The following is a 12,855-nucleotide window of genomic DNA, read 5'->3' on the forward strand; positions in this document are numbered from 1 at the left end:
ACAGTGACAGGAGGGGTTCGGGATAGTTGGAGATAGTTTTGCGCCACGCATAGTACGAGCAAATCATCCCCATAAAGAAGGGGTAAATAGACCCAGAATGACATCATTGTCCGACGCACTGAGAATCGCTTCGCATTCCTTTTCGAGCAAGGCCGACAGGGCAGTGGCGACAGGCTCTGGCAGGGCCATTGCGAGCGTTCGGCGGCCCGCCGAACGGTATGCATGTCATGGCAGCATGAAATCATTCGTGCCCGTATACTGACGCCACTCCAATGACATGGAACATCACCCATGCGCCTCGACACACTGACACTCAAGACCCGCCTGATCATCGCAGTGGCCATCCCCTGCATCGCGCTGATTCTGGTCGCCGTGACCAGCCTCAACAGCATGTCCAACATGCAGAAGGAGGCCAGCGCGCTCTACCTCAATACCTCAGCCCCCATGCGCGCGATGGCCGAAGCCGCCTCGCGGATTCCGCGCATGCGCGTGGGTATCGACATGATGCTGCTGCAGGACACCGCCCTGCGTGACGAGCGAGGGGTCAAGACCCGTGTGCAGGAAGCCCTCAACGAGGACATCCCCGGCATGCGCACGGCCATGCGCAACGCCGTCGAGGCGCAAGTCAACCCGGAGCGCAAGGCCCAGGCGCAGCGCTTGCTCGACCAGTTCGAGGCCATGGTCAGCGGTGAGCTCACGCCCATGCTGCAGGCCCTGGACGGCGGCGACATGGCCAGGGCGCAGCAGATCTACCGTGATCAGTACGCGAAGAGCTACGGGGTGATGCGCCAGGGCGCCAACGAACTGCTCGACACCCTGCTGCAACAAGCCGAACAGCAGAACCAGCGCAGTACCGACAACTATGAGCAAGGCCGCGTGCAGCAGCTGACGATCATCGTGCTCGGCCTGCTGGTGTCGTTCATCGCCTCCTGGCTGATCGTCGCCAACCTGCGCCGCCGCGTATCCATTCTGCAGACCAGCCTGGGCAACGCCGCCGACAACCTGGCGCTGAACGCACGCATCGAACTGAGCGGCAGCGATGAGCTGAGCGACATCGCGCAGAGCTTCAACCGCTTTCTGGCCAGGGTGCACGGCATCATGCAGCAACTGGCCGGCAACTCGCGGGAGCTGTCCGGCATGGCCCGCGAAGTCGCCGAACGCGCCCAACTGACGCAAAGCAACTGCACCGCGCAGAGCGACCGTACGGTGCAGGTGGCCACCGCCATCCACGAACTGGGCTCGACGGTCAACGAAATCGCCGGTAACGCCGAGAATGCCGCCAAGGTGGCCCGCGAGGCGACCGAGCATGCCAATGGCGGTCGTGAAGTGGTGGACCAGGCCAACCGACAGATCGATGCGCTCAGCGGCGAACTGGAGCAGGCCTCCAAGGTCATTGGCGCGCTGGCCGGGCAGATCGACGCGATCAGCTCTACCCTGGGCACCATTCGCAGCATCTCCGAGCAGACCAACCTGCTGGCCCTCAACGCCGCCATCGAGGCTGCCCGCGCTGGTGAGCAGGGCCGCGGCTTCGCGGTGGTGGCCGATGAGGTGCGTACCCTGGCCAGCCGCTCGGGTGCCTCGACCGAAGAGATCCAGAAGGTCATCGACCGCCTGCAGAGCGAATCCCGCTCGGCTGTAGAGGCCATGGCCAAGGGGCGTCAGCAGAGCGAGCGGGTGGTCGAATACGCCGCCAAGGCATCTGAAGCGCTGGCGCAGATCAACGGCCACATCAGCCAGATCAGCGATCAGAACATTCAGGTCGCCACCGCCACCGAGGAGCAGTCCTGCGTGGTCGAAGAGATCAATCGCAACGTCGAGCAGATCAACCAGTTCACTCAGGAAACCACGGTGATCGCCGACCAGCTCAACACTGCCAGCGGCAACCTGCAGAGCCTGTCCCGGCAACTGGATGATCTGGTGGGCAACTTCAAGCTGTAATCACGCCGCTACGCAGCACCGCCAGTGCATGCCTGGCGGTGCTCTGCGTTCAACCGGAGGGGCGCGCGTCACTCTCCCCGCCCGCAGTGCTCAGCAGGCGTGCCCCCAACGCCACGGCGCCGCCCAGATACACCACACCACTCCAGGCAGCCATCAGGATGCCGCCGAAGCGCTGATCGTCCAGTTGCGCGAAGCCGAACGCGCCCAGGCAGAGCTCGGCGGGATAGATCAGCTTGGGCGCCATGATCAGCATCACGCCGAGCATGGTCATGTGCGCGAAGGTCAGAAAGAAGCCGAACATCGCCGCGGCCACCCCGCGCCGCGACTGGCTGGCGAACCCCATCGACCACACCCCCACCCCCACGGCCAGGAAGCTCGCCTGCTGGGCGACGAACGCCCAGACATTGATGGCCGCCGCTTCATGCAGCAACGGCGCATGCCAGCCCCACACAACCAGCATCTCGGCGAAGAACACCAGAAAGGTCCAGACGCCGACAGGGCGAAGGCTGTCCACACGCAGCCCCGAGCGCGCCAGCCCAATGGCCAGCAGCGGTGCGGCGAGCGCCACCACCCCGAGGTGCAGCAGCATATGGGCGGAGAAGGCCGTGCGGCTCATGCCGGGCAGCGGCCCTAGCCAGCAGGCGGCGAGCACCACGAAACCGAGCAACAGCGGCCAGTTGCGCGCCCGCCTGTTCTCTTGCTCACGCAGGGTGGCGGTCATTTAACGCTGGCCGATGGCGCTGGAGATTTCCTGCACCATCGCCTCGGCTGTCATTCGCGGGGAGAACAGCTCGGCTAACGCTCCATCCGGCGCCATCAGGTAAATCGAGCCGGTGTGATCGAGCATGTAGGTATCGCCCATCGGTACCTTCTCGACGTACACACTGTAGGCATCGGCGACCCGGCGGATCTGTTCGGCACTGCCGGTCAGGCCGAGGATGCGTTCATCGAAGAACGCGGTATAGGCCGCCAGCACCTCCGGCGTGTCGCGCTCGGGATCCAGGCTGATGAACAGCGGCTGAACCTGGCTGGCCTGCTCGCCCAGACCATCGAGCACCCTGGCCATGTGTACCAGGGTGGTCGGGCAGATATCGGCACAGCGGGTGAAACCAAAGAACACCAGCAGCCACTGGCCACTGAACGTCCGTTCACTGACGGCCTGGCCATGCTGATCCTGCAACTGGAAAGGCCCGCCAACCCGAGCGCCCTCGCCGACCGCCGCCGCTACCGGGGTACGGGCTGGCCACAGCTGATAGGACAGCGGCAACGCGGCGAGCAGCAGCACGATGGCGACGGCACTGGCGACCCAGGTACGATTCACGCTGCGCTGCCCTCCTCCATTATCCGCGTACGGCGAGCCCGAACGCGTTCCTCGACCTAATGACCGCAAGCCAGCCAGGGCGTGCAGGCAAATGAATGTTACCGGGAGCTGCGAACCTCTAAAGCTTGGCGGTGGACGACAGTTGCAGCCACAGCGAGAACAGCCCCAGGACCATCCAGAAGATGGTGAACAGCCAGGGTGACCGCAGCGAGAACCTCAGGGATTTGTAGTAACGCTCGTCACTGGACTCGTGCTCGCTGAACAACGGCGACTCGTCGTAGGCATGACCGAACTTCGGCTCGCTGCGCAGGAGTTGTTCCTGCTTGAAGTGCCAGTGGCCGATGATCGCCGATGACGCCTTGATGCCCGGCCAGGCGTTCAGCGAGCTGATGATCCCGAGGAGTGCCAGCAGGGCCGGCACTACCAGAGTGAACAGGTCGCCCCAGGACGGATTCGCATTGGCCATGGACGAGGCATAGGCGATGACCAGAAACGACTGGGCAGCCAGGTAGGCGTTGGTTCGATCGGCCAGCAGGTTGGTTTCGTATTGAATTTCCCGACGGTAGAAGTCCAGACGCTCCTTGGGCGTGCCGAACATCAGGGAATCGGATACGTCGGTGGCTTCGGCTTCAGGAGTCGGACCTACGGAGGAGATGATTCTGGACACAGCGGTTACCACGACATCATTGCGCATTGAAAAAGCGGCTGATCCTGCTCGGATCGACCGTGGCTCATCAAAGGTGGGAGCCGGGCCCTCGGGTATCGGTTCGAGAATGAGGACGAGTGGTCAGCTGGCAGACTCACTCGCCTACCGTCGTCAGGAAGCTATCGCTATGGCGCATGGCGTCGATGGCACGACCAACGGGTCCGTAAGGCAGTCGACGGCACCTAAAGTGCGGCCTCTCGATCAGGCTGTGCTTTCCATCGAACACTGGCTACATTTGTCGAGCGGTTCACTCCAATAATAAAAGGACTTGCCATGAAACGCTTACTCACGCCACTGGCGGCGGCCTGCCTGCTGGCCAGCGCATCTTCCCTCTCCGCCGCGCCGTATAGCGCCCTCTATGTCTTTGGTGACAGCCTCAGCGATGCCGGGTGGTTTGCCGATGCCAATGGTCCCGCCGGTGCCACCACTCGCTTCACCAATCGCACCGGCCCGACTTACCAGAATGGCAGCGGCGAAGCATTCGGAGAGGTATCGCCCATGCTGCTGGGCAATGCACTCGGGTTGTCGGGCCCCGGTCTGGGCTCGGCGAACACCGTGGACGGCGGCAACAACTGGGCGGTCGGCGGTTTTCGAACCGATCAGATCCTCAATGCCATCACCGGGCCCGGCGGCTATCTGCAGTCCACCGGCGGCCGAGCCGACCCCAACGCCTTGTACTACCTGACGGGCGGCGGCAACGACTTCCTGCAGGGCCAGGTCGTCAGTGGGCCCAGCGCCCAGGCCGCAGCGGGGCGTCTGGTGGATAGCGCCGAGGCGCTGCAACAGGCGGGTGCGCGCTACATCATGGTGTGGGTGCTGCCGGACCTCGGCTTGACGCCGAACTTTTTCGGCAGCCCGCTGCAGGGGCAGGTCAGCGCATTGGGCGCAGCCTTCAACACCGAGCTGGTCAGTCAATTGGCGACGCTGGACGCCAATGTGATTCCGTTGAACATGCCGCTCTACCTCTCCGAAGTGGTCAATGACCCTGGCCGCTACGGCCTGGTCGCCGATCGCGCCACGGTAATTGGCACCTGCTTCGCGGGTTGCAGCAACCCCAACCCGATCTTCGGGCTCAATGGCAGCACACCGGACCCGACGAAACTGCTGTTCAACGACGGGGTTCACCCGACGATTGCCGGCCAGCGCCTGATCGCCGACTACGCCTACTCGTTGCTGGCCGCCCCCTGGGAAGTCACCCTGTTGCCGGAAATGGCCCTGGGTACCCTGCGTGGCCATCAGGATCAGCTACGCGCCCAATGGCTGGCGGATTGGGACGCCTGGCAGGCGGTCGGTCAGTGGCGCGCTTTCGTCAATGGCGGTGGCCAACGGCTGGAATATGACCGTCAGGGTGGCAATGCCGATGGCAATGGCTACAGCCTCAACTTCGGCGGCAGCTATCGCCTCGATGACGCCTGGCGCGTCGGCCTGGCGGCCGGGCTGCATGAACAGAATCTCGAGGCTGGCGCAGCGGATTCCGATTACAACCTGCGCAGCTACATCGGCACGGCGTTCGCTCAATACCAGCACGATCGCTGGTGGGGCGACCTCTCGGCCAGCGCCGGACGCCTGGAATACGACGATCTGAAACGCAAGTTCGCTGCCGGCCCGGCCACCAACTCGGAGAAGGGCGACACCGATGGTACGCTCTGGGCCGTCAGCGGCCGCTTCGGTTACGACATCGCCCAGCCGGGCAGCCAGTGGCACCTGAGCCCCTTCATCAGCGCCGACTACGTGCATATCGATGTGGACGGGTACAGCGAGAAAAGCCAGCGCTCGACTGCGCTGAGCTTCGACGACCAGACGCGCAAGTCCAGGCGCCTGGGTGCTGGTCTGCAAGGGCTTTACGACCTGAGCCCGCAGACCCGGGTGTTCGGCGAGCTGGCAGTGGAGCGCGAATACGAGGATGACCCCGCCGAGCTGCGCATGTCGCTGAACAGCCTGCCGGGGATCGGCTTCGAACTGCCCGGCCATCGCCCGGATGACCGCAGCCTGCGCGGCCACGTCGGTGTCAGCCAGCGCCTCGGCGACGGTCTGTCACTGCGCGGCAGTTACAGCTACCGCCACGCCGATGACGAGCTGCAACATGGCTTGAATCTGTCGGTGTCGCTGGACATCTGACCTGGCAGTGGCTATTTCGCCACTCCTGATAGGAGCCCCGCGGCGACGGGTGACCATCACACGGCACGTGCGATGGTCACCCGTGTATCGCGTCGAAGGCGACGCGCCTGCACCCTCCCCTCGATACCCGCCTAAGGGCGAAGAATGACCTTGCGGCAGTCCTCGTCCTTCTTGTCGAACAGCCGATAGCCCTCGGCCGCGTCGGACAGGTTCAGGCGGTGGCTGATGATGATCTCCGGGTTCAGCGCGCCACTCTGAATACGCTCCAGCAGATCCGGCAACAGGCTGTGAACATGGGTCTGGCCCATCTTGAAGGTCAGCCCCTTGTCGAACGCGTCGCCGAACAGGAAGCCATGGATGAAGCCGGCATATACGCCCGGCACGCTCACCGTGCCGCCGCGCCGTACGGCGGCGATGCATTGGCGCAACGCCTTGCCGCTGCTGCCTTCCAGCTTGAGCTGGGTCAGCAGGGTTTCGGTGGTGCTGCCCTTGGCTTCGAAACCGACCGCATCGATCGCCGCGTCGACGCCGCGGTACCCTTCGGTCTGCTCGATGATGGCCTCGGCCGGATCGTCGATCTTGTCGAAATTGATCGGGATCACGCCATAGGTCGACTGCGCGTAGGCCAGACGATAAGCGTGATGATCGACCATGAAGATCTGCTTGGCGCCGAGCATCCGCGCACACGCCGCAGCCATCAGACCAACCGGCCCGGCCCCATAGATGGCCACGCTGCTGCCTTCGCCGATACCGGCATTGATCACCGCCTGGTAGCCAGTGGGCAGGATGTCGGAGAGGAACAGCACGCGCTCGTCATCGAGCTCGTCGGGGATCTTGAACGGCCCGGCATTGGCTTTCGGCACCCGCACCAGCTCGGCCTGCCCTCCGGGGATGCCGCCATACAGGTGGCTGAAACCGAACAGCGCAGCACCCGAGGGAATCTGCTTCTTGTTGATGATCGCGCCACGCCCGGTATTGGTGGTTTCGCAGGCGGCCTGCAGGTTCATGTCGCAGAAGAAGCAACTGCCGCAGGCGATCACGAAGGGCACCACCACCCGGTCGCCCTTGCTCACCGCCGTCACCGCACTGCCAACCTCTTCGACGATTCCCATGAACTCGTGGCCGAATACGTCGCCATGCTTCACCTGAGGAATCTTGCCGCGATACAGGTGCAGATCCGATCCGCAGATGGCCGTGGCGGTGACACGCAGGATGATGTCATCCGGCTCTTGAATGACGGGGTCCGCCACGTTGTCGACGCGAACGTCGTTGCTGCCGTGATAGGTCAATGCGCGCATGGTGAGCTCCGGGGCGTGAGGTAAGTATCCAGATAGATACCGAGAAGCCCCCTCGCCCTTAAGTTCATGCATGAGGATAAGCGGGGTTGGCTGGCCCACTTAGCGCGCTCAATGCCGGCGCTTGAGCAGCACGATGAAGAACAACCCGCCCAGTGCCGCCGTGGCGATACCGATGGGCAGGTCTTCCGGGGCGATCAGCGTGCGCGCGGCAACGTCCACCCAGACCAGGAACAACGCCCCAAGCAGGCCACTGACCGGGATCAGCCGACGATGCTCGGCGCCGACCAGCGCACGGGCCACGTGCGGCACCATGAGGCCGACGAAACCGATGGCACCGGACAGCGACACCAGCACGCCGGTCAGCAGCGAGGTGCAGACGAACACCTGCAGGCGCAGCCGCTTGCCGCTGAAGCCCAGGCTCACGGCGGTCTGCTCGCCGCTCATCAATGCATTCAACCCGCGCGACAGCACCAGCAACGCCGCGCAACCGAGGACCACGCAGATCGCCGGTAGCCAGATCACCTCCCAGCGCGCGGCGCCCAGACCGCCGAGCATCCAGAACACCACCGACGCCGCGGCATGGTGGTCGCCGGTGTACAGCAGCAGATTGACCAGCGCCATCAGCACGAAGGACACCGCCACGCCGGCCAGCAGCAGCCGATCGCTTTCCAGGCGACCACTGCGCCGTGCCACCGCCAAGACCAGCAACATGCTGCCCGCCGCACCGATGAACGCGGCCAGCGGCAGGCTGAACACACCGAGGAACTCCCCCAGGTAAAGCACCACCAGCACCGCGCCAAGCGCTGCGCCGGAACTGACACCGAGCAGATGCGGGTCGGCCAGCGGGTTGCGGGTCACCGCCTGCAGCGCAGTGCCAACCAGCGCCAGCCCGGCGCCGACCAGCGCACCGAGCAGCACCCGCGGCGCCCGGATCAGCCAGACGATGGGCTCCTGGCTACGGCTCCATTCGGCGCCCAGCTCCAGGCCCAGCTGCTTGCCGAGGATCCCCCAGACGGTGGCCAGCGGCACCGCTGCCGGGCCGAAGCCCAATGCCATCACACAGGAAAACGCCAGGGCAACGCACAGGCCGATGACCAGCGTTCGATAGGCCGCTGCACTGCGGATCGGCATCAGCGGCTCTCCGACTGCGGATGCAGAGCGGCGGCGAGTTTCTCGATGGCCGTGGCATTCTCCACCGATGGCGTGACCTCCAGGTAGGAGAGCACCACGAAACGCTGCTCGCGGATCGCCGTCACCGCCTGCAATGCCGGGTTGCCGAGCAGGAAGTCACGCTTCTGCTGCCAGGAACGCGGGCCGTAGTCGACGATCACGATCACTTCGGGGTCGCGCTCCACCACGCTCTCCCAGTTCACCTGGGTCCAGCTGGCCGTGACATCGTCCATTACGTTGTGCCCGCCTGCCGTTTCGATCAGTGCCTGGGGCATGCCCATGCGCCCGGACGTGGTCGGACGGTCTTCGCCGCTGTCGTAGAGAAACACTCGTGGAGCCGTGCCGTCCTGCCTGATGCTGGAGCGTACCGCTTCGATGCGCTCGCGCAGTTGCCCGACCAGTGCCTCGGCCCGTGGCTGCACCGAAAAGATCCGCCCAAGGTTGAGCAGGTCGCGGTACAGGTCATCGAGGCTGGCGCCCTGCTGTTTCATCACCCAGGAACAGGATTCGCTGAGTTCATAGACCGCGATGCCGAATGGCTGCAGGGTCGTTGGGGTGACCGCACCACCGACTCGCATGCCGTAGTTCCAGCCGGCGAAGAACAGATCCGCGTCGGCCTCCAGCAAGGTTTCCACGGAGGGATAGCGGCTGGCCAGTTCGGGCACATCGCCAAGCGAATCCCTGAAGGCCGGGTCGAGGGTTTTCCAGCCGCTGATGCCCGTGTAGCCGACCATCCGTTCGCGCAGGCCGAGGGTGATCAGCATGCTGGTCATGTTGATGTCGTGGCTGACCACGCGCTGCGGCGCCTGCTCGAAGATCACGTCACGGTCACAGCTGCGTACCGTGAGTGGGTAGTCGCTGGCTACAGCCGGCAGTGCAAGCAGCGCCAGCGACAGGCCGCAAAGGTGTCTGAAGATGTTCATTGGGTAATCCAGGTGATCCGTGGGTAGGCATGCAGCGGATGGCTGTCGACCAGCGCCTGCACGGCGAATACGCGCTGCAACAGCTCGGCGCTCAGCACCTCGCTGGGTGTGCCACTGGCGACCAGGCGGCCAGCGGCCACGACATAGAGGCGGTCGCAGAAAGCCGCCGCCAGGTTCAGGTCGTGAAAGCTGGCCAGGGTGCTCAGGCCAAGGCTGCGCAGGTGCTGCAGCAGCTCCAGCTGGTAACGCGGGTCGAGGTGGTTGGTGGGTTCGTCGAGAATCAGCAGCCCGGGCTGCTGGACCAGCGCCCGGGCCAGCAGCACCCGTTGCTTCTCGCCGCCGGAGAGGGTGGCGAATGCCTCACTCGCCTGCGCACTCAGGCCGACCTGCTGCAGTGCCTGGGCTACCAGTGCGGTGTCCTCGGCGCTGTCGCCGGCGAACAGCCCCTGGTGCGGCGTGCGCCCCATGGCGACCACATCGGTGACGCTGAGGCCGAACTCCTGGGGAAACTCCTGCAGCACCACGGCAATGCGTTGCGCACTCCAGCGCGGGCTCTGCCGCCAGAGGTTCTCACCGTCGAGATGCAGGCTGCCGCTCGCCGGCTCGCTGGAGCGGTAGGCGCAGCGCAACAGGCTGGTCTTGCCACTGCCATTGGGGCCGATGAGGCCGACGAACTCGCCCTCGCCGATATGCAGATCGATGTCCTGCAACAGCCAGCGTGGCGCAGCGCGCCGACTCTCGACGGCCCATGACAGCTTTTCGATACGTAGCGTCGACATGCCAGACTCCTTCTTGTGGGCGCACCGGGATGGCCCGGTGCGCCAGCGTTTAGAAGCTGTAGTCAGCGGTAACGAAGAACGAACGCGGTTGGCCCAAGTACCATTGTTCGCCATCACTGCTGCTGGTGGTGGCGTACTGGCGGTCGAACAGGTTGTTCAACTCCAGCCCCAGGCGTACCTCCGGCAATACCTGCCAGGCGACGTTGGCATCTACCACGGTATACCCAGGAATCTCCACGGTATTGGCCGTATCGGCATAGCGCGTATCGACATAGCGGGCGCCGATACCGGCCTCCACCTGTTCGTTCAACGCCTTGCTCAACCAGAGGTTGGCGGTACGGCGCGGCACATCGGTCGGGCGATTGCCACTGCGGTCACCACCGGCTTCGGTGAAGTCGTCGTACTCGGCACGCACCAGTGCGGCGTTGGCAGAGACCTGCCAGCCCTGCCCCAGCGCCAGCTCCAGCGTGGCTTCCAGACCATCGGAAGATTGCTGGCCGATCTGCTCGGTCGGTGCCGCTGGCGTGGCACGGCTGAGCAGCTTCTCCTTGACGATGTGATAGGCGGCCAGTGTCCACTCGCCACGTCCCTCCCAGAATGCGTGCTTGAGGCCGAACTCGGTCTGGCGCGCCTCGCTCAGGTCGAACTGCTGCTGGGTCGGGCTCAGCGTGAGCAGGTTGCTCACGCCCTCGGTGCTGGTGGCGTACTGCCCATAGAGCGACAGTTCCGGGGTCAGTTCGAAGACCAGCCCGGCGCGCCAGTTATCGCCGCTCAAGCTGCGATCGACACGCGAGTCATCGTCTAACGCGGTGCGATCGATATGCACCTGATCACGGCGCACGCCGGTGACCAGAGACAGGCGCTCGGTGAGCTGGGTACGGTTCTCGGCGAACAACGAGAACTGCCTGGCCTGGTTGAGCTCCCGCGGCCGGTAGCGATCATTGCTCAGATACGAGCCGCCGTCGGACTGTGCCAGCGGTACGACATCGCCAAGGCTGTTGTCGAAATCGTGATGGCGGGCGAAACGGATGCGGTTGTAATCGACACCCACGACGCTGCGGCTGTCGAGCCCGAACAGCGGATGGTCGAGGGTGAAGCTCTGGCGATCACCCACCTGTTCCTGAGTGTGCTTGATGCGCCAGAAATCGCCACGCTCGACCAGATCACCCGGCTGCCAGCGATAGGCCTCGGCATTGCGCCAGTAGCGCTGGGTCTTGATGTAGTAGAGCTGGTTGCTGGCACTGAGGGTGTCGCTGATCTGCCAGTCGGTGACCAGACGGGTGATCTGGTCGTGGTACTGAATATCGGCGTCCCCGACGTTGTAGTTGCGCTCACGCAGGCTCTCGCGAAAACGGCCATCGACCAGCGGCGTGCCCAGGTAGCGCATCGGCTGCTGATCGGCATGATCGTGGGACAGGGTGAAGCTCAGGTCGTCACTGGCGTCCCAGCGCAACGCCGCGCTGAGCGCCAGGCTCTCGGAATCGCCACGGTCGACCCAGCCGTTGCTGGCCTGCTGGTTGAGGCTGAAACGGTAACTCAAGGCGTCGTTCAGCGAGCCACCGCTGTCCAGCGCAGCCTGGCGACGATCATCGCTGCCATACCCCAAGCGCAGTTGATTGCGGACCTCACCCGTGAAGGGCTTCTTCGGGATGACGTTGATCACCGCACCGGTCGCGCCCTCGCCATAGAGCACCGAAGCCGGGCCACGCAGCACGTCGAGACGCTCCACCGACCAGGTATCGACCGGAAAAGTCACGGTGCCAGCGCCGATGTACTGGCGGGTACCGTCGTACAGCTGCATGGTCGAGGCATGCCCGGAAAAACCGCGAGCCGACAGCGCGGTGCCACCGTTGCCGGGCGTACCGATCGTGGTGATGCCCGGTGTGCGGGTCACGGCGTCCTGTACGGTGAGGTTATTGCGGCCACGCACTTGCGCACCGCTGAGGCTGCTGGTGCTTGCCGGCGTTTTCAGTGGGGTGAGCCCCAGGCGCGAACCGGAGGTGGTTGGCGTGTGCAGATCAGGCGGCTGCGACGACTCGTCGGCTGTGCCGGTGATCGCCGTCGACGGCAAGGCCAAGGGCTCGTCCGACTCGGCGGCCTGCACGGGCATGGCGAACAGCACGCAGGGCACCAGGCCCACGCGCAGGGATTTGCCCGACAGGGCATAGAACAGAGAAGATCGGGACATGTCGTTCCACTCGAAACAGGAATGAATGAATCCCGGAGGGAACAACGCATAGGGAATCGCAGGCGTACGAAGCCCACGGAAACCGGCCTGCGCCCGCCCACCGCGGGTTTGCCAAACTGAAGTTTCGGGCCGGTCTCCGGGCTCGCGAGGGTCATGAAGCATTCACCTTCCCATGCCGTGGCACAGTGGTCATTCGAATGCTTCGCTCGCATACCGTTGCGGGGGCAGCGCCGGACTGATCATGTTCATGACGAACCGGCTTCCCGTTTCACCCCATGCACGGCGGCATGGGACACCTGAAACTGGCGCGCATCTGACCATCCAAGCGTCGAGCCGTCAATCATCGCCATGCAGTTGCCGCGATCCGTGCACCAAAGCATCGCCTGCTGGGATAACATCGCCCGACTCGGGTTG

10 protein-coding genes, 1 pseudogene and 1 riboswitch are annotated in these 12,855 nt (G+C 64.4%); of the genes and pseudogenes, 3 read left to right on the top strand and 8 right to left on the bottom strand.

What is annotated here, in order from left to right:
• Positions 1–291 precede the first annotated feature (291 nt).
• Both ACT9T4_RS14310 and ACT9T4_RS14315 read left to right on the top strand, forming a co-directional pair.
• Positions 292–1,080, top strand: a pseudogene (locus ACT9T4_RS14310) (MCP four helix bundle domain-containing protein); the annotation flags it as partial.
• Positions 1,081–1,137: 57 nt separating this feature from the next.
• Positions 1,138–1,938 carry a methyl-accepting chemotaxis protein gene (locus ACT9T4_RS14315; RefSeq protein ID WP_413694639.1) on the top strand — a complete coding sequence of 267 codons (801 nt, stop codon included), beginning with the start codon at positions 1,138–1,140 and terminating at the stop codon, positions 1,936–1,938.
• 49 nt (positions 1,939–1,987) lie between these two features.
• Here ACT9T4_RS14315 and ACT9T4_RS14320 read toward each other — a convergent pair whose 3' ends face one another.
• The 3 genes from ACT9T4_RS14320 to ACT9T4_RS14330 form a co-directional block, all read right to left on the bottom strand.
• Positions 1,988–2,659, bottom strand: coding sequence for a cytochrome c oxidase assembly protein (locus ACT9T4_RS14320; protein ID WP_499117570.1), 672 nt, complete (start codon positions 2,657–2,659; stop codon positions 1,988–1,990).
• Positions 2,660–3,259: an SCO family protein gene (locus ACT9T4_RS14325; RefSeq protein ID WP_499117572.1), complete on the bottom strand. Its 600-nt coding sequence runs from the start codon at positions 3,257–3,259 to the stop codon at positions 2,660–2,662.
• A gap of 118 nt (positions 3,260–3,377) precedes the next feature.
• Positions 3,378–3,926, bottom strand: a complete 549-nt coding sequence (locus ACT9T4_RS14330; protein WP_156152644.1) for a RipA family octameric membrane protein — start codon at positions 3,924–3,926, stop codon at positions 3,378–3,380.
• Between the two features lie 312 nt (positions 3,927–4,238).
• Here ACT9T4_RS14330 and estP point away from each other — a divergent pair, with 312 nt between their 5' ends.
• The gene (estP, locus tag ACT9T4_RS14335; RefSeq protein WP_499117574.1) at positions 4,239–6,083 is read left to right on the top strand and encodes an esterase EstP; all 1,845 of its coding nucleotides are present in this window, start codon (positions 4,239–4,241) and stop codon (positions 6,081–6,083) included.
• A gap of 131 nt (positions 6,084–6,214) precedes the next feature.
• Here the strand turns inward: estP and ACT9T4_RS14340 are convergent, their stop codons facing one another.
• From ACT9T4_RS14340 to ACT9T4_RS14360, 5 genes are all read right to left on the bottom strand, one after another.
• Positions 6,215–7,381 (bottom strand): zinc-dependent alcohol dehydrogenase, encoded by a 1,167-nt coding sequence (locus ACT9T4_RS14340; protein WP_042552187.1) that lies wholly within the window; start codon positions 7,379–7,381, stop codon positions 6,215–6,217.
• 108 nt (positions 7,382–7,489) lie between these two features.
• The gene (locus ACT9T4_RS14345) at positions 7,490–8,512 is read right to left on the bottom strand and encodes a FecCD family ABC transporter permease (RefSeq protein ID WP_499117577.1); all 1,023 of its coding nucleotides are present in this window, start codon (positions 8,510–8,512) and stop codon (positions 7,490–7,492) included.
• Positions 8,512–9,474, bottom strand: coding sequence for an ABC transporter substrate-binding protein (locus ACT9T4_RS14350; RefSeq protein WP_499117578.1), 963 nt, complete (start codon positions 9,472–9,474; stop codon positions 8,512–8,514). The genes ACT9T4_RS14345 and ACT9T4_RS14350 overlap by 1 nt, the downstream gene beginning before the upstream one ends.
• On the bottom strand, positions 9,471–10,253 hold the full coding sequence (locus ACT9T4_RS14355) for an ABC transporter ATP-binding protein (protein ID WP_042552184.1): 783 nt from the start codon (positions 10,251–10,253) through the stop codon (positions 9,471–9,473). Before ACT9T4_RS14355 ends, ACT9T4_RS14350 begins: the two co-directional genes overlap by 4 nt.
• A gap of 49 nt (positions 10,254–10,302) precedes the next feature.
• Positions 10,303–12,441, bottom strand: a complete 2,139-nt coding sequence (locus tag ACT9T4_RS14360; RefSeq protein ID WP_499117580.1) for a TonB-dependent receptor — start codon at positions 12,439–12,441, stop codon at positions 10,303–10,305.
• Positions 12,442–12,551: 110 nt separating this feature from the next.
• A riboswitch (cobalamin riboswitch) is annotated at positions 12,552–12,756 on the bottom strand.
• Positions 12,757–12,855: the final 99 nt, after the last annotated feature.

The organism is Pseudomonas sp. SZ40 (assembly GCF_052958135.1).